Origin of the sequence: Thalassotalea sp. PLHSN55 (assembly GCF_052030545.1) — a bacterium.
Taxonomy (GTDB): domain Bacteria; phylum Pseudomonadota; class Gammaproteobacteria; order Enterobacterales; family Alteromonadaceae; genus CANMXU01.
This window is the reverse complement of record NZ_JBPDIH010000003.1, coordinates 134,089-155,870: the sequence shown is the minus strand read 5'-3', so window position 1 is coordinate 155,870 and position 21,782 is coordinate 134,089. Positions and strand designations below refer to the sequence as shown.

General features: G+C 40.3%; 16 protein-coding genes and 1 tRNA gene. 10 read left to right on the top strand and 7 right to left on the bottom strand.

Going from position 1 to position 21,782, the window contains the following annotated elements; genetic code table 11:
* The 5 genes from ACRRSQ_RS06545 (at nt 1) to ACRRSQ_RS06525 (ending at nt 7,705) form a co-directional block, all read left to right on the top strand.
* The gene (locus ACRRSQ_RS06545; RefSeq protein ID WP_440874909.1) at nt 1–240 is read left to right on the top strand and encodes a type II toxin-antitoxin system ParD family antitoxin; all 240 of its coding nucleotides are present in this window, start codon (nt 1–3) and stop codon (nt 238–240) included.
* Nucleotides 240–533: a type II toxin-antitoxin system RelE/ParE family toxin gene (locus ACRRSQ_RS06540; protein WP_440874908.1), complete on the top strand. Its 294-nt coding sequence runs from the start codon at nt 240–242 to the stop codon at nt 531–533. The genes ACRRSQ_RS06545 and ACRRSQ_RS06540 overlap by 1 nt, the downstream gene beginning before the upstream one ends.
* Nucleotides 534–1,427: 894 nt before the next feature.
* Nucleotides 1,428–4,499 carry a chemotaxis protein CheB gene (locus ACRRSQ_RS06535; protein ID WP_440874907.1) on the top strand — a complete coding sequence of 1,024 codons (3,072 nt, stop codon included), beginning with the start codon at nt 1,428–1,430 and terminating at the stop codon, nt 4,497–4,499.
* Nucleotides 4,500–4,590: 91 nt separating this feature from the next.
* Nucleotides 4,591–6,837, top strand: coding sequence for an EAL domain-containing protein (locus tag ACRRSQ_RS06530; protein WP_440874906.1), 2,247 nt, complete (start codon nt 4,591–4,593; stop codon nt 6,835–6,837).
* Nucleotides 6,838–7,345: 508 nt separating this feature from the next.
* A complete protein-coding gene (locus ACRRSQ_RS06525) occupies nt 7,346–7,705 on the top strand; it encodes a CVNH domain-containing protein (protein ID WP_440874905.1) in 360 nt (119 codons plus the stop codon).
* 86 nt (nt 7,706–7,791) lie between these two features.
* On the opposite strand, the gene ACRRSQ_RS06520 is transcribed toward ACRRSQ_RS06525, so the two are convergent.
* The 6 genes from ACRRSQ_RS06520 to ACRRSQ_RS06495 form a co-directional block, all read right to left on the bottom strand.
* Complete coding sequence (locus ACRRSQ_RS06520) at nt 7,792–8,214, bottom strand: GNAT family N-acetyltransferase (protein WP_440874904.1); 423 nt, start codon at nt 8,212–8,214, stop codon at nt 7,792–7,794.
* A 20-nt stretch (nt 8,215–8,234) separates the two neighbouring features.
* Nucleotides 8,235–8,834 carry an FMN-binding negative transcriptional regulator gene (locus tag ACRRSQ_RS06515; RefSeq protein WP_440874903.1) on the bottom strand — a complete coding sequence of 200 codons (600 nt, stop codon included), beginning with the start codon at nt 8,832–8,834 and terminating at the stop codon, nt 8,235–8,237.
* A gap of 371 nt (nt 8,835–9,205) precedes the next feature.
* On the bottom strand, nt 9,206–9,922 hold the full coding sequence (locus ACRRSQ_RS06510) for a response regulator transcription factor (RefSeq protein ID WP_440874902.1): 717 nt from the start codon (nt 9,920–9,922) through the stop codon (nt 9,206–9,208).
* Between the two features lie 113 nt (nt 9,923–10,035).
* A complete protein-coding gene (locus ACRRSQ_RS06505) occupies nt 10,036–12,300 on the bottom strand; it encodes a TonB-dependent receptor (protein ID WP_440874901.1) in 2,265 nt (754 codons plus the stop codon).
* 185 nt (nt 12,301–12,485) lie between these two features.
* Nucleotides 12,486–13,514 (bottom strand): extracellular catalytic domain type 1 short-chain-length polyhydroxyalkanoate depolymerase, encoded by a 1,029-nt coding sequence (locus ACRRSQ_RS06500; protein ID WP_440874900.1) that lies wholly within the window; start codon nt 13,512–13,514, stop codon nt 12,486–12,488.
* A gap of 47 nt (nt 13,515–13,561) precedes the next feature.
* Nucleotides 13,562–14,470, bottom strand: a complete 909-nt coding sequence (locus ACRRSQ_RS06495) for a LysR substrate-binding domain-containing protein (protein ID WP_440874899.1) — start codon at nt 14,468–14,470, stop codon at nt 13,562–13,564.
* A gap of 167 nt (nt 14,471–14,637) precedes the next feature.
* Here ACRRSQ_RS06495 and ACRRSQ_RS06490 point away from each other — a divergent pair, with 167 nt between their 5' ends.
* The 3 genes from ACRRSQ_RS06490 to bktB all read left to right on the top strand — a co-directional run bounded on the left by ACRRSQ_RS06490 (nt 14,638) and on the right by bktB (nt 17,261).
* Nucleotides 14,638–15,345, top strand: coding sequence for a CoA transferase subunit A (locus ACRRSQ_RS06490; protein WP_440874898.1), 708 nt, complete (start codon nt 14,638–14,640; stop codon nt 15,343–15,345).
* Nucleotides 15,346–15,356: 11 nt separating this feature from the next.
* Nucleotides 15,357–16,013: a 3-oxoacid CoA-transferase subunit B gene (locus ACRRSQ_RS06485; protein ID WP_440874897.1), complete on the top strand. Its 657-nt coding sequence runs from the start codon at nt 15,357–15,359 to the stop codon at nt 16,011–16,013.
* A gap of 63 nt (nt 16,014–16,076) precedes the next feature.
* Nucleotides 16,077–17,261 (top strand): beta-ketothiolase BktB, encoded by a 1,185-nt coding sequence (bktB, locus tag ACRRSQ_RS06480; protein WP_440874896.1) that lies wholly within the window; start codon nt 16,077–16,079, stop codon nt 17,259–17,261.
* 146 nt (nt 17,262–17,407) lie between these two features.
* On the opposite strand, the gene ACRRSQ_RS06475 is transcribed toward bktB, so the two are convergent.
* A tRNA-Arg gene (locus ACRRSQ_RS06475) sits at nt 17,408–17,484 on the bottom strand.
* A gap of 213 nt (nt 17,485–17,697) precedes the next feature.
* Between ACRRSQ_RS06475 and ACRRSQ_RS06470 the strand changes: the two genes are divergently transcribed.
* Both ACRRSQ_RS06470 and ACRRSQ_RS06465 read left to right on the top strand, forming a co-directional pair.
* Nucleotides 17,698–18,705 (top strand): efflux RND transporter periplasmic adaptor subunit, encoded by a 1,008-nt coding sequence (locus ACRRSQ_RS06470; RefSeq protein WP_440874895.1) that lies wholly within the window; start codon nt 17,698–17,700, stop codon nt 18,703–18,705.
* A 3-nt stretch (nt 18,706–18,708) separates the two neighbouring features.
* Nucleotides 18,709–21,729: an efflux RND transporter permease subunit gene (locus ACRRSQ_RS06465; RefSeq protein ID WP_440874894.1), complete on the top strand. Its 3,021-nt coding sequence runs from the start codon at nt 18,709–18,711 to the stop codon at nt 21,727–21,729.
* Nucleotides 21,730–21,782 lie beyond the last annotated feature (53 nt).

The following is a 21,782-nucleotide window of genomic DNA, read 5'->3' as shown; positions in this document are numbered from 1 at the left end:
ATGGCTAAAAATACAAGCGTAACATTAGGCGAGCATTTCGATAAATTTATAAGTCAGCAACTTGACTCGGGTCGTTATGGTTCAGCAAGTGAAGTAGTACGTGCTGGTTTAAGAGCCTTAGAAGATCAGGAAACAAAGATAATGACTTTACGAAATATGCTAATTGAAGGTGAAAACAGTGGCGTTACAGATTACTCGTATGATTCTTTAATTTCAGAGCTAGACAAAGAAAACCAATAATGTCGAAATTCGAATTATCAGGAAAAGCCAAAAACGATTTAATAAAAATAGCAAAGTATACTCAGCTTACTTGGGGAACAACCCAAAGAAATAATTACTTAAAGCTGTTAGATAATGCTTTTCATCAATTAGTCGACGAGCCGATGTTGGGAGTAAATTGCGACTACATAAGAGAAGGTTATCGAAAACGCTCTCAAGGTAGTCACGTGATTTATTATAAAGGGCACAAACCAAACCACGTTTTAATCGTAAGAATTTTACACAAAAGTATGGATGTTAACCGCGCGCTCTGAAAAATATAACGCCTCAGTAAGAGACAAAAAATAGTTGGCTAAAATCTGCAACGGAGGATAAAAAGCCAACTGTTATTTGTCATGCTTAAATGACTTGTATGTTGTATCTTAGACAATATATATTTTTCGAAAAGATAAATTAAAACTGCCAACAAAACGAATGCCACCAAGTAGAGTTTACTATGAAACAGAGTCCTGTTGAATGCCTTGTTAGGTTTACTCTACTTCTGGTCGTGTAACATATGCAATGAAACCTGTAATAACAATTGTAGGCACTGCAACATAAGTTAGAAAGACACCTACATAGCTCACAAAATAAAGTGTTAACGCATAAACAGCCAAAGTTAACCAGAATATTACAGAACACTTTTCATGTAACCAATTCTTCATTTATATCTCACCTTCGATATCTAGACTTCAATTCCACGCTAGTAGCGTAGCGATACAAAAAGAAAACCTAACAGCGCTTTTAACGAGAAATATCCCTTGCTTAAACAGAGAATACTTTTTCTTTAATCTCTAATTTAATAAGAGTTATACGGTATTTAATTACGCTTTTCAATTAATTAAATCATTGAAAGATAATGTCTTTTGTAAAATTAATTTAAGGCTAGGGTGGGATGGAGGTTGGTTGGTCGTTAGCTTCTGTGTGTTTTATTTAACAAGCTTCCTTCACAGGCTCTGGAATGGGCGGCGTTTATTTGGTTAATGTTTTTTAATTGGCTGTCGGAGAATTTAAAGGAATAATCAACTGATAATCTTCAACATCAACTCAATTAGCAAGCGATGGCTACTATGTTTAAATAAACCAACATTATGCTTTAACTTATTGAGTTTCCATACCATAAAGCGCATTATCTAGGAGCCTCTTGAGATATAAATATATGCAATATAATGAAAGAATTTAACGATGCAGCTACCAATAACATTAATAACAAAGCTCAAACTAATTCTTTCGATAAGGCTAATGGTTTCCCAGTAGTCGGAATTGGCGCGTCAGCTGGCGGAATCGAAGCGCTCGAAGAGTTTTTAAGTAAAGTGCCTGCAAACTGTGGCATGGCGTTTGTTATTGTGCAGCACTTAGCTCCTAACTACAAAGACATCATGTGTGATTTATTGCAGCGAGTTAGCTTGCTAAAAGTACAGCAAGTGACTGACGGCATTATGGTTGAGCCCAATAACGTTTACGTGATCCCGCCAGGTTATGACCTGAGCATGCTAAATGGCATATTATTGCTAATTGCTCGCCAAGAACACAAAGGTTTACACCTGCCAATAGATTATTTCTTTCATTCGTTAGCGGTTGACAAAAAAGCCCAAAGTATTGCGGTAATTTTGTCTGGTATGGGCTCAGATGGCACCTCAGGCTTACGTAAGATTAAAGAGCATGCTGGCGCTGTGTTTGTACAATCACCTCATACTGCTAAGTTTGATGCTATGCCTCAAAGTGCCATTCGTTCAAAGCTTGTCGATGTAATTGCTCCAGCTGGTGAGCTAATGGCAAAAATTGTTGACTACCTTGAGCATGAAGTATTGAAAACTGAAGACTATAAAGAATTTCAAAGCGATATTGATAAAGTATTAGTATTACTTCGCACACATACTGGCCATGATTTTTCACACTATAAAAAAAGCACTATTTATCGTCGTATTGAGCGACGTATGGCCTTGCATCAATTTACCAGCGTTAGCGACTACGTAAACTACTTAGTTTCTAATACACAAGAAAATGAATTGTTATTTAAAGAGTTACTAATTGGTGTTACTAACTTTTTTCGAGATCAAAAAGTTTGGCAGCAACTCAAAACAGAGGTTATCCCTAGGTTGTTGGCAAAATACCCTAAAGGCGGAACGTTGCGTGCATGGGTACCTGCCTGCTCCAGCGGAGAAGAAGCATATACGCTGGCGATTGTTTTTCAGGAGTCGTTGAAAAAACTTAATTTAGCCAATCATTTTGACTTACAAATTTTTGCCACAGATCTAAATAATGAAGCCATTACTGAAGCGCGAAAAGCGTTTTACTCTCAGTCAATTTGCGAGCATGTACCCAACGCGTTATTAAAACGATATTTTGTTCAAGTAGATGGCGGTTATCGGGTTGGTAAACAAACCAGAGAAATGGTTATTTTTGCTCAACAAAACTTGATAATGGATCCTCCGTTTACCAAGCTCGATATTATTAGTTGTCGCAATTTATTTATTTACCTTGAAGCCGCATTACAAAAAACAATATTTCCTTTGTTTCACTACAGCTTAAAAAAATCTGGTGTACTTGTGTTGGGCACATCTGAAACCGTAGGCAAGGATGACAAAATGTTTACGCCTATAAAAGGGACTCAACGAATTTATAAACGACGGGACATGTTAGAGCCTGTTAGCGTGATTAAGTTTCCTAGTCGCACCGTGCTTGACTATATGCAAGAGCAATCAATCGAAAAAGTTGTGCCAGAACAACCTCAAGGAGCGCAAGCTTTGAATTTACAAGAATTAACTCAATCACTTTTACACGAGCACTTTACTCCAGCGGCGCTTATTACCACCGAACAAGCGGATATTATTTATATTAATGGTAAAACCGGAAATTACTTAGAGCCTGCAACGGGCAAAGTTAGCCATAATTTGTTTGCTATGGCTCGTAAAGGTTTAGCAGCACCACTAAATGAAGTATTTCATCGCGCTATACGCCAACAGAAAACTCTTGAGTTGAAAAACATTGAGGTGAGTTTAAACGACACGGCTTTACAGGTTGATGTATGTATAAAACCATTGCTTCATATTGAGGAACTACGCGGTATGGTGTTGGTGTTGTTTACTGTTTCAGCATCTCAAGTTGCTTTAATCAAGGAACCAATTACCGCAAGTATTACTGGCGAGCATATGCAAGAAATTGAAACGCTCAAGCATAACTTATATCAAGCAAGAGAAGAGCTTCAAATTACCACCAAAGAAATGCAGCATGCGCAAGAAAAACTTAAATCTGCGAATGAAGAGCTACAAAGTACCAATGAAGAATTGCAGAGCACTAATGAAGAGCTGACCACGTCAAAAGAAGAAATGCAGTCGATGAACGAGGAGTTGCAAACCGTGAATCATGAACTTAACAGCAAGGTTAGTGAGCTGTCAGAAGCGAGTGATGACATGAAAAATATCCTCAATAGCACAAACATTGCCACCTTGTTTTTAGATAACCAACTTAGAGTACGTCGTTATACCACTCAAACGCTTGATATATTTAAACTTATTTCTAGTGATGTTGGGCGTCCTATTACCGATTTGGTTAGTTCCCTTATTTACCCAACCTTGGCAGAAGATGTCAATGAAGTGCTTCGCAGCTTAATTTTTCATGAGAAAGAAATAAAAACGACAGATGGTAGTTGGTATATCGTGCGGATTATGCCTTATCGCACACAAGAAAATTTAATTGATGGCGTGGTCATTACTTTTAGTAATAACACCGTTAATAGGAAAGCGAGTATTGCGTTGGCTCAATCGGAATTGCGCTTTCGTTTGTTATTTGAAAACTCAATGAACGCGGTTGCATATAAAAAAATCATCATGCAAGGTGACAAAGCGGTCGACTTCAACTACCTTGAAGTAAACAACTCTTATAGCAAAATTACTCATTTACATGATGTTGTAGGGAAAAATGGCAGTGAAGTAACGCCTAATACTTTGCAATCTAATCCAAAATTTATGGCTGCTTGTGCACGCGTCGCCTTAACCGGAACCTCGGAAGAAATTGAATTTTATGTTGAACAAACAAAACAATGGTTTAAATGTGCAATGAATTCGCAAGAGCAAGGCTTGTTTGTTTGTGTAACGGAAAATGTTACTAATGATAAGAAAAACATTAAGACAATTAATGACATTAAACTGATTTTAGATAAGCAGTCTAACCGCTGTGAAAGTGACCTTAGCAAAGACTTAGCAACCATTTCTGACTTACTATTAGAGCTTTCAAATTAAATTAACCTGATGTGACGGTTAAATTAGCCCAATGCCACCTAACTTTAGCATGTATTAACATGTTTTAGCATGTTTAGGATGATCTAGCGTTATGAGCAAGGCAACAAAACGAACGACTAAAACAGTAGATACCTTGCGTAAACTAGCAGAATTACGGCTGCCCAAAAAGCCTCCTATCGCTAATCAATTACCAAAAGATGCCAAACAAATTGAACGGTTATTGCATGAATTACAAGTACACCAGATAGAATTAGAGCTGCAACAAAACGAGTTAATTGCAGCAAGAGAATTGGCTGAAAAAACCAGTGAAAATTACCAAGCATTGTATCACTGCGCACCCGTTGGTTATGTTTCTCTGCAACGGGCAGGTCAAATTAAACAAGCTAATCTAACCGCTGCAAATATGCTAGGTGCGTCAATTGAAGCAATAAAAGGCAAACGCCTAGGTGCTTATTTAACGCAGGACTCTATACCTATTTTTAACATATGTATTGACAATGCTTTTGCTGGGCGAGAGCAAACTGCATGTGAAATAGAGCTTAATATCAACGAAAAAGTCAGTACCGTATTAATGCAAGTTAACATGAGTGCAGATGGTTTAGAATGTTTGACCATATTGACCGATATTTCAACGAATAAAGAACTTGAAGTTAAACTCGAACTTGCCGCGAGTGTTTTCACGCATGCGCATGAAGGCATCATGATCACCGATAAACACGGTACTATTCTTGATATCAATGAGATGTTTACCTGTATCACAGGGTTTAATCGAGAAGACGCTATTGGCAATAATCCGCGAATTCTCAAATCTGGACGGCAATCAGCTAGCTACTATATTGAAATGTGGAAAGCACTGGAAGAGCAAGGCTATTGGCATTCTGAGGTGTGGAACCGGCGTAAAAACGGCGAGATTTATCCGGAAATGCAATCAATTTGCGCAGTGAGTGATAAAGCTGGCGTAACAAATCACTATGTTTCAATATTTACCGATATCACCGAAAGTAAGGCACATCAATATCAGCTTGAACATAGTGCTCATCACGATATGTTGACGGGGCTACCCAATAGAGCTTTGCTCTCTAATAAGTTAGCGTTAGCTATTAAACAAAGCCAACGCCGAGAGAAAACACTGGCACTTGCTTATTTAGATTTAGACGGCTTCAAGCGAATTAATGATACCTACGGGCACTGTATAGGTGATAATTTTTTAATATCTTTATCAAAAAATTTAAAACAGGCACTGCGAGCTGGAGATTTTTTAGCGCGTATTGGTGGTGATGAATTTATTGCAGTATTAACCGATCTAAACAATGAAAGTGAGTGCATACAAGTATTGCAGCGCATGTTACTTGCTGCTTCCCAAAATATTATTTGTGATGATGAAGTCTTAAAAGTTTCAACTAGCATAGGGGTAACGCTTTATCCGCAAAACGGCTCAGATCCTGATTTATTACTTCGACAAGCTGATCAAGCAATGTATGTTGCTAAAGATGCCGGAAGAAATTGCTACCGTTTTTTTGATATAAGCATTGCTGAAAAAAGTAGAACACGGCGAGAAAGCTTAGAGAATATATACAGCGCCTTTAACAAAAACGAATTTGAGCTTTATTATCAGCCCAAAATTAACATGAAAACATGTCAGGTTGTTGGCGCAGAAGCTTTGATTAGATGGAATCACCCTGAACATGGAATTTTACCACCAGATGCCTTTTTACCTATTATGGAAGGGCACTCAATTAGCGTTAAAATTGGTGAATGGGTCATAAATACGGCACTCCAACAGTTAAGTATTTGGCAGCAAAAGGGCATAAGTATACCCGTTAGTGTTAATGTTGGTGCGAGCCAATTGCAAAGTGAAAATTTTATTGAAAACTTAACCCAAACACTAGCAGCCTACCCAGAAGTGTCAGCAGAACAATTAGTGCTAGAAATATTGGAAACCAGTGCCCTTGACGATATTGAACAAGTTAACGAACTTATGTATACCTGTTTGAAATTAGGGATTAAATTTGCTTTAGATGACTTTGGTACTGGATATTCATCATTGACGTATCTTAAAAACTTACCTGTTGACGTATTGAAAATAGATCAAACATTTGTTCGAGACATGCTCTCTGATCCCTCTGATCTTGCGATTGTTAAAGCCGTTATCGGCTTAGCTGAAATTTTCAACCGAGGAGTTATCGCAGAAGGCGTAGAATCAAAGGCACATGCAGACAAACTGCTCGCCTTAAATTGTACTATCGCCCAAGGTTATGGGATTTCCAGGCCAATGCCAGCGAAGGACTTTCCTCTTTGGGTAAAGCGTTGGCACCATAATCCTGTTTGGTCTGCATAATACGACCATAGAAAATGGACGGAGTTTATTTGGTTGATGCTTTTTTAATTAACTATTTTTAACTAAACGCTTTTACATATGCACTTTTATTTTCGCCTTAAGTTAGTCGCTTTAAACTAAGCGCTTTGCTGATTAGTTACCTAATTTTCATTCGCAAAACCTGGGTCGGTGACAAAAGTAAAAAGAAACTAAGTGGGGTTTGCCTATTTTATCAATGTCACCGACCCCTATATCTCGACCCTTTACCTATGCAAGTTAGCTGTAATTATTTCCGTTCGTGCTGAGCTGGTCGAAGTATATGAGATTATTAACAAGCCTCTAACTCATCTAAACTCATTTAAAACCAACCCCATACAAACTGCTTGGCAGCGACAAACTGCGCCATGTAATAAAAGGTAATATTTTTAATTTATTTATATAACTACACTCTTCCTACTGTAAATTTCAGCCTCACGAAATTACAGGAGCACAATAGATGAATTTCAATACTCTTAAAAAGGAAAGTACTATGAGTCAATATATACCAGAAGGTAGTTATTCAAAAACATCAAAAAATGTTAGAGCAACCCTATACGCAGAAGCCCAAAAAAGAGATCAAAGCTGGATCCCTGCGTCACTTGATATCAGCCATTTAAATGCTGCCGAAGTGACAAACTTAGATGGCTTTCTTGTGAATTCTGGCGGAAATGGAAGCATGAGTGGTTATGTGCCTAGTGGAAGCTATGCTAAAACATCGCGTAATATTACCGTTGTTTTGTCTGCTGAGTGTCAAAAAAGAGACCAAAGCTGGCAGTATTCAACACTGGTAATCAGTGATTTAGAAAATGTGAGTATTTCAAATATTGATGGTGTGCTTACTGTCGATTAATGAGTTGCTCGTTTAGCGGAACATGCCCTATTCAGCTGTTCCGCTGAAACGAGCCAATTTTTGTCTAGCGATGCTTAATTACCTGACTAGACGATTTTTTTCTCCATATAATAAAACCTTTCATCTTCATCGCTTATGGTAAAGCCCGTTCGTTTATAAAGATGAAATGCAGGGCTTATTTTAAATACTCTTAATTTGAGCTTATTGGCTCCTGACTTTAACGCAAGTTGTTTTGATTTTTCTAACGCTAGCGCACCAATGCCTTGGTTTTGGTGGTTTTCATCCACTTGCAGATCGCGTAAATAACAACCGTCATTATCAAACGCTAACCGCATAATGCCGACATACTTTCCATCGAATAAAATATCCCAATTATGCAAATCCAAGGTTTGTTCTAGAATTTTTGCTTGATCCCAAGCGACAGAATAACGCTCATAATATGAGCGCATATTGCTATACGTTAACTGCGCAGATTTATTTAAATCTTTAGCTGGTTGAAATGAAATCATTTAAATCTCCTAACGCCTTGCTAGCTGCCTGTACCAAGATTCTTACTGACCATGTACTGATACAGTAATTGGCTTTCAGGGTTATCTGCCTTTGATAAAGCTGATGTTACGCCAAGCTGATCTTCAATCGAGCGGTGTTGTCCAAGTTTATCTTTGCCTTGCAGCGACTCAATATTAATTTTAAAACCAACAATACCTTTACTAAGTTTTGATTTAAAGCCTTCGGGGATTGTTAGATTCGCCTCATATTTTTTCACTGTTTCATCAAGCGCTTTTAGTGTTGTGTCTAGATCTGTTAGCTGAATTACGCCTTTAGCATGAACCGCGCTGTAATTCCAAGTTGGTACCGCCGGAGCGGCTTTATACCAAGTAGGTGAAATATAAGCATGAGGACCCGAAAAAATGACTAATACTTTAGCGCCATCGGCAAATTTCCAGTGATGATTTGTTCGAGCAAAATGGCCATAAAGCGTGCCATTTTCGCCTTCTTTTTCCTTTAACAATAATGGTAAATGTGATGCGTTTAAATCATGAGATATTATTGCAGCAAAGCTAAATTCTTTAATAAAACTGTGCATTTGTTGATTGGAATTCATTTTCCATTTATCGGGATTGTGCATTTTCTTCCTTTGGCAGCTGAGTTGTTATTAAAGGGTAAACAGTGGTTCATTAAGAACCATACTGTACTTAATTAATATTTTCAATAAGTTAAGCGGAGCTGTTAGTTGATTGCAACATCGGGGTCGGTGACAAAAAGTCTAAAGAGGCTAAGCGGGATTTGCCATTTTTATCGATGTCACCGCCCCCTTCGCCTACGAAACTTCCAAAATTTCCGTTCGTGCTGAGCTTGTCGAAGTATAGGAAATTATTGATATTTTTTTATGAGGCAAAACAATAAAACCGGGGTCGGTGACAAAAAGAAAAAAGAGACTAAGCGGGATTTGCCAATTTTATCGATGTCACTGACCCCTTTGCCTGTCTTTAGAAAATACTAGGCGCTTTGTTGTTCGTGTTCGTTCGCAGCTAGCATGAGTTGTTGGTACGCTAAACCGGCTAAAGTGCGATTGTTTACGTCGAGTTTGAGTAAAATCGCAGAAACGTGTTTTTTCACTGTGGTTTCTTTAATGTCTAAATCGTAAGCGATTTGTTTGTTGAGCTGGCCGTCGGCGATGCGGGTTAATACCACGTATTGCTGTGGGGTAAGTTGTGCCAATTGTTTAGCGAGTTTTTGGTGTTGGGCAACTTGCTGTTCATCAATATTCGCTTCAATATTTTCTGGTAGCCAAATATCGCCTTCTAAAACGGTGTCGATAGCGCTAGCGATGGTGTTTAAATCGGCCGACTTTGGAATAAATGCCGCAGCGCCAAAGTTAATCGCTTTTTGCATGGTTTCGCTATTGTCGTCTGACGATACCATGATCACCACTAAATCAGGGTAGTGATTTTGTAGTTGGGTTAGTCCGGTAAAACCGTTATTGCCGGGCATGTGCAAATCAAGAAATACAATTTCCAGTGAGGGTGTTTTTTCAATGGCGCTAAGCAGTTCGTCAAAGCTTTCGGCTTCTAAGGTATTTGCATCGTCAATGCATTCAATAATGGCTTGTTTAAGTGCGGTGCGAAATAACGGATGATCATCAGCAATAATGACTTTCGGCTCGACACTTTGGCCGTTGTTGTTAGTTGCCTCAGAGCTTGTTGATGCAAACATAATGATCTCCCGAAAACCTTTGTGTTGTTGTTAAGTCAGTATGAAAAAAAGAGCTGACACATGCCAGCTCTTTCCACGCTTATTTTGTTAACTAAGGGTAAAAAAAGCGCAGTTTAGAACTGATAACCTAGGGTTAAGGAAATCGTTCTTGGGTCGCCATAATACGCAATTAAGGTATTGTCGCCACCTAAACCTGGTGCGTAACCACCGTCGTCAAGTGGTGCAACAAACTGATAACCGCCGATCATGTACTCTTCATCTGTGATGTTTTTCACATGTAAACCTGCAGTCCAGTTACCTTCCATGCTGTACCAATTAATGCTTAAGTTTGCTAAGCCGTAACCGTCTTGGGTTAATAAGCTGTCTTCTTCAAACAATACATAATCATCGCGATAGTAGTAACTTGCATTAACAATGAAGTCACCCACTTCAGACTCAATGGTATAGTTTGCCGCTAAGTTGTAAGTATATTCAGGTGTATTTGAAATACTAAAGCGATCAGATTTATCAAACGGGTCACCGTTTTCATCGTAATCAATCACTTCGGTAAATTCAGCGTCAATATAACCAAAGTTCGCAGTAAGCAATAAGTTCTCAGCCGCTAAATAGGTAAATTCTGCTTCAATACCTTGCGATTCTGACGTACCAATATTACCCAAACGTTGGTTTAAGTCAGCGGCATTTTCACCTGGTAATACTGAAATGTACTGACGGTTTTTGTGATCAAGCGAGAACAAGGTGATGTTGGCGCGTAAGCTATCGTCAAACCACTGGCTTTTCATGCCTAGTTCAATTGAATCAACATCTTCCGGCTTAGCTGCTGGCTCTGGCCCTGATGCGCGTGGGTTAAAGGTACCCGATTTAAAGCCTTGTGAGAAGCTGGTAAATAACATGATATCGCTAGTTGCTTGATATTCAACGCCAATACGTGGTGTGAATTTCGACCAATCTTGGCTGTCGTTTAGCACTTCGGTGACCGGTAAATCGTCTGGACGAACATAACCGTCAACCCAACCTGACTCTGGATACACTGTTTGAAAGTGTAGGTGGTTATTTACTAAGGCTTCTTTTTCGTCTTTGGTATAACGCGCGCCAGCGGTCATTGACCATTTTTCTGAAAAATCGTAGCTTAGCTGAGCGTAAGCCGCTTTACTGGTTGAATTACTGCAACCACTAATTTCACGTGTTAAACCCGGCAGGGTAATTGCTTGACCTAGCACTTCTAAAATCGCGTCGAATTGACCACAAGATTCACCGTCGTAGTAATAAAAACCTGAAACAAAGGTGTAGTTGTCGCCAAAGTTGTTTAATTGAATTTCGTGTGTACTTTGTTCATCGTCGTAAATCGCTGGTACGTCAAAAATACGCAATGGGGTATTGTCAAAGTCGATATTGGTTGGCGAGTAGCTTTCACGATCTGAATAAACATATTTTAACGTGGTAAAGTCGGTTACATCCCATTTAGCCGTAAAGCTCATGCCTTCAACTTCAACTTTGTTGGTTGTTGGTAAGCTAGTGTACGAGTCGTAAACGCTGTCAGGCACAGGTGCTTCAGTAAGAATACTTGGCAGTAAGCGGTAACCGCCTTTTGAATTTGACTCGTCGTCTGTTTTATCCCATTTAAGGGCGAAAGATAATTCGTCTGTTGGGCGGAACTCTAATGATAAACGTGCTGAAACTACGTCTTTATTGTAGTTTTCGGTATCTTGGCCGGGTAAGGCCGATTCTAAAAATTCACCGTAACCGTCGCGTTGTAAATTAGCATAGCCAAAACCGACATAAAGCTTGTCGGCAATAATTGGGTATTGACCCGTTAACTTAACGTCACGTTGATTATAGCTACCTAAGGTGCCGTTTAAGTTTAGCTCGGCATCGCCCGACATTTCTTTAGTGACGTATTTTATTGCGCCACCAATGGTATTTTTACCGTAAAGGGTACCTTGTGGACCACGCAGAATTTCAACACGCTCTACGTCTAACAAGTCTAATACTGCGCCTTGTGGACGCGCCATGTAAACGTCGTCAATGTAAATACCAACACCGGGTTCATAACCCCATAATGGATCTTGTTGACCAACACCGCGAATAAAAGCGGTAATGGTTGAGTTTGTACCACGGCTACGTTGTAAAGTTGTGTTGGGTGAAAATTGCTGAATTTCAGTGATAACTTCAATGCCGCTTTCGTTCAGTTCGTCTGCACTTAGCGAGGTAACGGCGACTGGAACTGTTTGCAGGCTTTCTACCGTTTTACGTGCAGTTACTTCGATAACTTCTAAGCCAGATTCGTTTTCTTGTTCAGCAGCAATCGCAAAATTGCTGGTTAAGGCTGTGGTTATTGCTAACGCTAAATAACTAAGTTTCGTTGCTTGTTGTTTCATTTCGTTCCCCATATTTCTTTAATTATTATTGACTGACTTACTCAGCAATTGATGAACTTATTGGTATGGGTAAAACTCTATAGTAATTCGTTTTAAAGTTAATTTGTACTATAGTACCATGCGTTCGTTTATTGCTTTAAATTACTGATAATTAAAGAATTAAAAAATATTGTTTTTGTGTTTTATTAGTTGATTTGCCAAAAATCGATTAAATGCACTGCGCTGCTTAGTGGTGATTCAAGCACAAATTCAGCCGCTGTGCCGCCATGTGTTTGTTGCGAATTTACCGCAATGCCATGGCCGATATTATCCAGTTCAATTAACTCCACTTGCACTGTGTTTGCTTGGTTATGCCATTGGCTAATTTGATAACCTTTATGTTCGGTTTGCTTGGGCTTTTTCGGCAAGTTATTCAGTTGCGCCCAATGTTGCGCTAGCATTTGTGCATTACTTGGATGCACGACTTTATCGTTAGATCCTGTCCAAATTGATAATTTAGGCCAAGGCGCGTTGGCGTTATTGATTGATTTAATTGCATCGGTAAGTTCTGATACCGACTGAGATGGCCCAGTGCGCATACAGGAAATCGCCTTAATTAAATTGTCTGCACACGGATAAGGAATACCGGCAATAACGGCACCTGCATTAAACAGTTGTGGGTAATGCACTAATAAACTGCTGGTCATAGCGCCACCGGCAGACAAACCCACGATAAAAACTTGTTCGCTGCTTAATTGCGCTTTTGTTGAATTGATCATATTCACCAGCGATAAGGTTTCGCCACTGTCTTTATTGGTATCTTGCGCTGAAAACCAATTAAAACAGTTCTTAATGTTGTTACTTTGCTTTTGTTGCGGCACTAGTAAGGCAAAGTTATGTTGTTTGGCCAAATCTAAAAAACCGCTTTGCTGAGCGAGCGCTTCGCCAGATTGCACGCAACCATGTAGCAGTACCACAAGGTTTTTTGTTTGTGCACCTTTTGCATAAAAGCTGGCGTCAAGCTCTCCTGGATTATCACCAAAACCAGTTAAAGGTTTAAAACTTGCCATTGCGGGTAAATTAATTAACAGCATTAGTAGCGATAAGGCGACTTTGACACTATTGCTAATCATCTTTTTGCTAACAATACCTGTTGTTATTTTCTTATTGGAAAGTTTGAACATGTCCATAAGTCCAAGTTGGTGATCGACTAAGATCTGAATAGGAAGTTTCATCTTGGCGAATATTTACCATTTGGTGAATGCTACTTTAGTACCAAGCCTTATATTTTGGGTGTTTGCTGACTATAACTGTTACTTTCTAATAAGGTAAAAAAAGCCTGCGCGGCACTTGAAAGTGGGTAGCGTTTCCGCGTGATTATGCCAATATTTCGACTTAAACTTGGCTCAATTAAGCGGCGGCATTGCACCCCTTGTGCTTGAAAGAGTGTGCGACAAATCGCCGGCACAATACTGATACCGATACCTGAAGCAACCATTTGCCCAATAGTGGCTAAGTGATTGCTTTCAAATTCAATATTCAAGTCGAGTTGCTGCTCAGCAATTGATTGCTGGATCATTTTTCGAATATTCGACGGTGGCTGTAAGGCAATAAAAGGCTCGTTGGCGATCGCTTGCCATGTGATATTTTGTTTACTGGCAAGTGCATGTTTTGGCGTAAGTGCAACAATAAAGTGGTCAGTAAAAAGTGGTGTGAATGTTAGGTCGCTCGATGGTTCATTTTCAAACGTTAATGCTAATTCAACTTTGCCTGCGCGTACCATTTCAACCGCATCCTCAGCGATCACATCGTGAATGGTGATATTTATTTTAGGGTGTTGATCACGAAAGCTTTTTAAAAACTCAGGCAACAAGCTATTGGCAAACGAAGGCATCGCGGCAATCGCTAATCGACCACGATTAAGGGAAAAGTGATTATTTAAATCTTGCAGCGCGCTGTCCCATTCATTTAACAAGCGTTGGGCGACAGGTAAGAAAGTATCGCCTTCGGGCGTTAATGCCAAAGTGCGAGTTGAGCGGACAAATAATTTTCCACCCACTTCTTCTTCCAAATTTTTAATGGCAATGCTGAGCGCCGGTTGTGATAAGTGCATTGTCGCGCAGGCTTCAGCAAAACTGTGGTTATTGGCGATGGCTAAAAAAGCGCGCACTTGTTTAATGGTGATGTTCATAACCAAGTCCTTGAGCAGTTGTTATTCAGTAAGCAATCAATGGTAAAACTTGCTTTATTTAAAATATTTATCAATTGGTAAATATTATTAATTTGATAAATATATAACCATGGCAGATGCTGATACTCAAGTTTTTCGAGTTAATCACCTTAGGTAGGAGCATTAAAATGGCAGGTTTTAATAAAGTAGTAAATAGCTACGAAGAAGCAATGGCAGGGTTAGCAGACAACATGACCGTAATTGCCGGTGGTTTTGGTTTATGTGGTATTCCAGAAAATTTAATTAATGAAATTCAGCGCAAAGGCACCAAAGGTTTAACCGTGGTGTCGAACAACTGCGGCACTACCAATGAAGGGCTTGGCGTATTGCTGCATAACCGACAAGTGAAAAAAATGGTCGCCTCTTATGTTGGCGAAAATGAAATTTTTGAAGCGCAAATGATGGCTGGTGAATTAGACGTGGAATTAACCCCGCAAGGGACCTTGGCTGAAAAAATGCGCGCAGGCGGCGCGGGCATTCCGGCATTTTTCACTGCAACAGGTTACGGCACTTTAGTAGCTGAAGGTAAAGAAACGCGTGAAATTGATGGCCGACACTATATTTTAGAGCCTGCTATTACTGGCGATTTTGCCATTGTAAAAGCGTGGAAAGCTGATACTTATGGCAATTTAGTGTTTCGTAAAACCGCGCGTAATTTTAACCCGATGGCGGCAACTGCTGGCAAAATTACTGTAGTAGAAGTTGAAGAAATTGTTGAGCCGGGTGAACTCGACCCTGATCAAATTCATACCCCAGGTATTTATGTGAATCGTCTTATTCAAGGCACTTTCAAAAAATCAATTGAACAACGCACTGTGCGCGCAGCAAACGCATAAAGGAGTAACTTATGGCACTTTCAAGAGAACAACTGGCAATGCGTGTTGCCCAAGAATTACAAGACGGTTATTACGTAAATTTAGGCATAGGTATTCCTACATTGGTGGCCAATTACATTCCAAAGGGCATGGAAGTGATGCTGCAATCGGAAAATGGTTTGCTCGGTATGGGGCAGTTTCCAACAGAAGATGAAGTAGATGCCGACTTAATTAATGCCGGTAAGCAAACGGTGACGATGGCAACAGGCGCATCACTTTTTGATTCGGCTGAATCGTTTGCCATGATCCGCGGCGGTCATGTTGATTTAACGGTGCTGGGCGCATTTGAAGTGGATGTAAATGGCAATATTGCCTCGTACATGATCCCGGGAAAATTGATCAAAGGCATGGGCGGCGCGATGGATTTAGTGGCAGGGGCAGACAATATTATTGTCACCATGACCCACGCTTCAAAACACGGCGTATCAAAGCTATTAACAGATTGTACTTTGCCGTTAACGGGCAAAGGCTGCATTAAAAAAGTATTAACAGACTTGGCTTACATTGAAATTAAAGACGGAAAATTTCATTTGCTTGAGCGTGCACCGGGGGTCTCGGTAGAAGAAATTATTAAGCTTACTGCGGGTGAATTAGTGGTGCCTGAGCAAGTGCCAGAAATGCAGTTTTAATGGCCGTGTTTTGTTTAAGTGTACTTTTTAAGTTAACCGTTCAATTGATAAGAGAAAAATGAGATGTCAAAACGTGAAGTTGTTTTTTTAAGTAGTGTGCGCAGCGCCATTGGCGGCTTTGGTGGTGCACTGAAAAATATTGCGCCAAGTGATTTAGCTGGGCAAATGGTAGCGGCAGCCGTTGATCGCGCTGGTATTTCGCCTGAGCAAGTTGGCCATTGCGTGATTGGTAATGTCACTCACTCAGACCGAAAAGATATGTACATGAGTCGAGTCGCCGCAATGAAAGGCGGCTTGCCTGAAACCACGCCAGCACTTACCGTTAATCGTTTGTGCGGCTCTGGCTTACAAGCAATAGTTTCTGCCGCGCAATTATTATTACTTGATGATTGTGATGTCGCTGTTGCTGGCGGCGCTGAAGCAATGTCGCGTGTGCCTTATTGGTCGCCCAATACCCGCTTTGGCAGCAAAATGGGCGATACTCAATTAATTGACCCTATGGTGGGCGCACTAACTTGCCCAATTAACGATACTCACATGGGCATCACCGCAGAAAATATTGCCGAAAAATGGGGTATTAGCCGTGAAGAGCAAGACCTTGCTGCGGTTGAGTCGCACCGCCGCGCACAAGTGGCAATAAATGAAAATTATTTTGCCAAGCAAATTGTGCCGGTAACGTTAAAATCGCGTAAAGGTGAGGTGAGTTTTACCCAAGACGAGCACGTGCGTTTTGATTGTCGCCCAGCAGATATGGAAAAACTGCGTCCGGTATTTAAAAAAGAGGGTACGGTAACTGCCGGTAACGCTTCAGGTATAAATGATGCTGCCGCCGCGCTAGTGATGGCGGATAGTGAATATGCCAAAACGCACGGCTTGAAACCGGTCGCGCGGTTAGTCGGTTATGCCTTTGCTGGTGTGGCGCCAGAGATAATGGGCATAGGCCCTGTGCCTGCGGTAAATAAATTATTAGCGAAAACCGGCATTGATAAACATGACATTGATGTGTGGGAAGTGAACGAAGCCTTTGCAGCACAAGCGCTAGCGGTGTGTCGTGATCTTGAGCTCGACATGAATAAAGTCAACCCAAATGGCTCGGGCATTTCTTTAGGTCACCCAATTGGCGCAACTGGCGCGTTGATCACGGTAAAAGCAATTCATGAGCTTGAGCGCGTTCAAGGAAAATACGCGGTAGTGACTATGTGCATTGGCGGCGGACAAGGCATTGCCGCATTAATTGAGCGAGTATAAAGCAATAAATTTTAGCGCTAGGTTTGTATTGGGATTTGGGCAAGGCTTAGTGCATGATTTAGCGTATGAGACAAGGATGACTCATGCTCGTTTTTTTGATTAGCGTTATTGCTAAGTTATTGCAAATTAGTCAAAACTTTAAAAAATGGCGCACCCAGCAGGAGTCGAACCTGCGGCCTCGCCCTCCGGAGGGGCGCGCTCTATCCAGCTGAGCTATGGGTGCGTAAATTGGCTATGTGAATAGCGCGGCAAATAGTAATGGCTTCGCTGGCTATTGTCTAGCAAAAAAAGTCGCTTTGTTTTTATCTCCTTAGCCAAGTTCTTATTGGATTACAATGATTAAATTGTTATTAATATTTATCTGAAAAAGATGTACTTTAACGGGCATTAATCCTAAAGTATTAGTAATCATTTTTTTCGATAATTACGTTGCTTTATGCTTTTTTTTAAAACTGCTAAATCACTTTGTTTGTCTTTAGTTTGCCTCACATTCATTTCTCCTGTTTTTGCGCAAAAATTCGATACTGAAGATATTTTTGCCGCGCCTTATGTTGAAGCGATCAAGCGTACGGGGAAATTAGATTTTAAACGCACATTAAGCTTGTCATTTAAAAGCAATGGTTACCTTGATACCTTAAGTGTTGATCAAGGTGATGTTTTTAAAAAAGGGCAAGTGTTAGCCGCGTTAGAAATTGATGAACTCATCGCCTTAAAAAACGCTTCTTATGCACAGTTGCTGCAAGCCAAACGCGAAGTTAATCGTATTCAACAGCTAATCGACAATAATTTAAGTTCAGAACAAGAGCTTGATAAAGCCGAAACGGCCTTAGAAACTATTCGTGCTTCATATAAAGTGGATTTTTATAATTTAGAAAAAGCACAGATAATTGCCCCATTCGACGGTGTTGTGTTGAGTCGAACCACAGAGCTTGGCGCGTTTAATACCCCAGGTGTTGAAGCGTTAAAAGTTGCCGCGTTGCAAAATAATTGGGTGATTAAAGTGGCGTTAACAGGCACAGAAATTAGCCAAGTGAGGATCGGACAAAAAGTACGGGTGAATTTGCAAAACATTGGCGCAGTAAATGGTGAAGTTAATCGCATTCCTGCCATTGCCAATAGCAATAATTTGTTTGTTATCGACGTGTTATTGCCGAAGCTCAACTTGCAACACGGCATTATTGCAGGGCAACTTGCGGAAGTGGTAATAGATTATACCCGTGACAATTTGGTTTATCGTATTCCTATTTCCGCGCTCATGTCGGTCAATGAACAAGGCCAAGCCTTGGTATTATTAGCCTCGGAAAATGGCGAGAAGGCAGAGCAACAAGCGTTTGATATTTTCAAAATCAATAACAACTCTGTTTATTTACTCACTGATACTCCTGAGAAAATGCTGCGCATTGTTACTCAAGGTTGGCAACATATTTCATTGGATAAAAAATAACCCATGCGCTTACCTCGACTGGCAATAAATAACGCCCAATTTAGTTTAACGATTATTGTATTACTGGTATTAGTTGGCATTGTTTCTTATTTCAATATGCCACGTTCGGAAGATCCTCAGTTTGATATTCCGATCACCTTAGTTGAAGTCATTTATCCGGGGGCTTCACCCACAGATATTGAAACCTTAGTGGTAGAGCCGCTTGAACAAGAATTTGCCGATATCGACACCATTAAAAAAGTGGAAGCGCAAATTAAAAATGGTGGCGTACGCATTGAAATTGTATTTCACTACGGCACAGATCCAGAACGTGCTTATAACCAAATTCAATTAGCGGTCTCCAATGTTAAACCTTCGCTGCCATCGGGCGTGCAAGATTTATTAGTGCTAAAAGCAACGCCAACAGCGGTTGCTGTGGTGCAACTTGCATTGTGGTCTGAGCCTTTAGATTACAAGCTGATGGAGCTGCAAGCTAAACAGTTAGAAAAGCGACTAGAAGCAATAGCGTCAGTGAAAAAAGCCGATATTTGGGGTTATCCGCAACAAGTCGTCGCGGTTGATTTAAACTTAGATTTACTCTCACATTACGGCATTTCGGTTACGCAAATTAATCAAATCTTGCAAGGGCGAGCGGTTAATATTACCCCAGGTTTTGTTGATGCCAGCACGCGTCGATTTAATGTGAAAGCCAGTGGTAACTTTGAACAACTACAAGCACTCGCCGACACCATTATTTTATCGACCCCTGAATTTGCCTTGCGTCTTAAAGATGTCGCCGAAGTAAGTTTTTCTCACCAAGATCCAAACTACTTAGCGTATTACGATGAAAAACCGGTTATTTTTGTCACGGTTGAGCAGCGCACCAATACCAATATTTTTATCCTCACTGAGTTGATTAATAAAGAAATCGATCGCTTTAAAACCACATTGCCTGACGGCATGTTTATCGATGTATTATTTCAACAAGCAGACAGTGTTGAGTCACGCGTTAACGGCTTTTTTGACAACCTGTGGCAAGGCTTGCTGCTTGTTGGTGTTATGTCACTGTTATTTTTAGGCGTGCGGGAATCGTTAGTGGTGATTATTGCGATTCCGTTGTCGTTTATTATGGCAATTGGTTGGTTAGATATTAGCGGCTTTGGTTTGCAGCAAATGTCGATTGTCGGCTTGATCATTGCGCTTGGCTTGTTAGTGGATAATGCCATTGTTGTTACCGAAAGCATTTTACGGGAAAAGCGTAATTGCAATAGCTTGCGTGAGGCCGCTATTGTTGGCACAAGTCGCGTCGGTTGGGCAATTACCAGTGGTACGGTAACCACTATGCTGGCGTTTTTACCTATGTTATTAATTGCCAGTGATACGGGTGATTTTATTCGTTCGATGCCCGTTACTGTCGTATTAGTGTTACTGGCGTCATTGCTAATCGCACTTACCTTAACGCCATTAGTTGCGAGCAAATTTTTCACCTTAAAGCCTAACAAAATAAAAACCTTACAATTTTATGTCAACGGGTTTGCCGAGCGCTTTTATACGGTTTTCTTAAAAGGTCTTATTCGCTTTAGATGGATAACGTTAGCGGTTGCTGTGGTTGCTTTAATTGGTATGGGCAGCATTTTTGGCAAAGTGGGATTAAGTTTATTTCCAAAAGCTGAAAAAGCCATGCTGCTAGTTGATGTGGAAACACCGCCAAACTCGTCGTTATCTTATACCAATCAAGTCATGCAACAGGCGGCTAAGGTGATTGAAACCTATCCGTTAGTTGATAAAGTTGCATTGAATGTTGGTAATTCTAACCCTCGTATTTATTACAATGAAATTCCTAAGCGTGGTGTTGAAAAGTATGGCCAAATTTTAGTGGTGCTTGAAGAATATCACGTCGATGACATTAAAGTTTTAGTATCAAAGCTTCGAGAGGAATTTAGCCAATGGCGTCAAGCTGAAATCACGGTTAAAGAATTCACTCAAGGTCCAGTTACCGATAAGCCAATTACGATTCGTTTAATGAGTGAATCGCTGCGTGACCTAGAGCGTGTCGCTAACGATGTTCATGCCAAAATGGCTAGTATTGAAGGTATGATTAATATTGAAAACCCAATTGGCGTAGCAAATACCGAACTGGCAATGAAAATTGATTACGACAAAGCGGGCTTAACCAATATCGATATTAATGATTTAGACAATACCTTAAAAACCATTATTACCGGTACCTATGTCGGACGCTTTAATGACGAAAATGGCGAAAATTACCCTATTTTGGTACGCCAACCCAATGCCGATCTTGAAACCTTATCACAAATAAATATTAGCAGTCGCACACAAGAGCAAATTCCGTTAGGGCAGGTGGTTGATATTGCTTTGCAAAAAGGACGGACGGAGTTTTTTCACTATCAAAAACTGCGCATGGCTAAAGTATCGGCAGACCCAGGCGTTGGCTATTCCGTTAATCATTTAACCACGCAAGTGGTTGAGTATTTAGACCAGTACCCTATGCCTGCAGGTATGTATTATATGTTGGGTGGTGAAGAAGAAAGCCGACAAGAATCGTTTGCCGGTCTAACCCAAATTATGCTGATCACCGCCATTGGCATATTTGCCATTTTGGTGCTGCAATTTAGGTCGTTTTTACAGCCGATGGTTATTTTTAGTTCAATTCCTTTTGCTATCGTCGGTTCAGGTCTTGGTTTATATCTTACCGGCTTATCATTTTCGATGATGGCCTTTATTGGTTTGATCAGTTTATTTGGCATAGTGGTTAATAACGCCATTATATTAATTGATACTGCCAATCGAAATATCGCCTCTGGGCAAGATAAACAAAGCGCAATTGTCTCGGCAAGTGCCACCCGTTTTACGCCAATTTTACTAACAACATTAACAACCATTGGTGGTTTGTTACCACTGACCATGCTCGGTGGTGATTTATGGCAACCATTGGGTGTGGTCATTATTTCTGGCTTGTGTGTTTCGGCGATTTCTAGCTTTTTATTGGTACCTGTTCTTACGGAATTATTCACCAAAAAATAGCAATACTTTTAATAATAATAATGACGAGCTTTAGGCAATGCTGATGCACTGCC

Excerpts from the sequence above, each read along its gene's own strand:
- ACRRSQ_RS06545 (WP_440874909.1), top strand. The coding sequence starts at position 1 with ATGGCTAAAAATACAAGCGTAACATTAGGCGAGCATTTCGATAAATTT.
- ACRRSQ_RS06540 (WP_440874908.1), top strand. The coding sequence starts at position 240 with ATGTCGAAATTCGAATTATCAGGAAAAGCCAAAAACGATTTAATAAAA.
- ACRRSQ_RS06535 (WP_440874907.1), top strand. The coding sequence starts at position 1,428 with ATGAAAGAATTTAACGATGCAGCTACCAATAACATTAATAACAAAGCT.
- ACRRSQ_RS06530 (WP_440874906.1), top strand. The coding sequence starts at position 4,591 with ATGAGCAAGGCAACAAAACGAACGACTAAAACAGTAGATACCTTGCGT.
- ACRRSQ_RS06525 (WP_440874905.1), top strand. The coding sequence starts at position 7,346 with ATGAGTCAATATATACCAGAAGGTAGTTATTCAAAAACATCAAAAAAT.
- ACRRSQ_RS06520 (WP_440874904.1), bottom strand. The coding sequence starts at position 8,214 with ATGATTTCATTTCAACCAGCTAAAGATTTAAATAAATCTGCGCAGTTA.
- ACRRSQ_RS06515 (WP_440874903.1), bottom strand. The coding sequence starts at position 8,834 with ATGCACAATCCCGATAAATGGAAAATGAATTCCAATCAACAAATGCAC.
- ACRRSQ_RS06510 (WP_440874902.1), bottom strand. The coding sequence starts at position 9,922 with ATGTTTGCATCAACAAGCTCTGAGGCAACTAACAACAACGGCCAAAGT.
- ACRRSQ_RS06505 (WP_440874901.1), bottom strand. The coding sequence starts at position 12,300 with ATGAAACAACAAGCAACGAAACTTAGTTATTTAGCGTTAGCAATAACC.
- ACRRSQ_RS06500 (WP_440874900.1), bottom strand. The coding sequence starts at position 13,514 with ATGAAACTTCCTATTCAGATCTTAGTCGATCACCAACTTGGACTTATG.
- ACRRSQ_RS06495 (WP_440874899.1), bottom strand. The coding sequence starts at position 14,470 with ATGAACATCACCATTAAACAAGTGCGCGCTTTTTTAGCCATCGCCAAT.
- ACRRSQ_RS06490 (WP_440874898.1), top strand. The coding sequence starts at position 14,638 with ATGGCAGGTTTTAATAAAGTAGTAAATAGCTACGAAGAAGCAATGGCA.
- ACRRSQ_RS06485 (WP_440874897.1), top strand. The coding sequence starts at position 15,357 with ATGGCACTTTCAAGAGAACAACTGGCAATGCGTGTTGCCCAAGAATTA.
- bktB (WP_440874896.1), top strand. The coding sequence starts at position 16,077 with ATGTCAAAACGTGAAGTTGTTTTTTTAAGTAGTGTGCGCAGCGCCATT.
- ACRRSQ_RS06470 (WP_440874895.1), top strand. The coding sequence starts at position 17,698 with ATGCTTTTTTTTAAAACTGCTAAATCACTTTGTTTGTCTTTAGTTTGC.
- ACRRSQ_RS06465 (WP_440874894.1), top strand. The coding sequence starts at position 18,709 with ATGCGCTTACCTCGACTGGCAATAAATAACGCCCAATTTAGTTTAACG.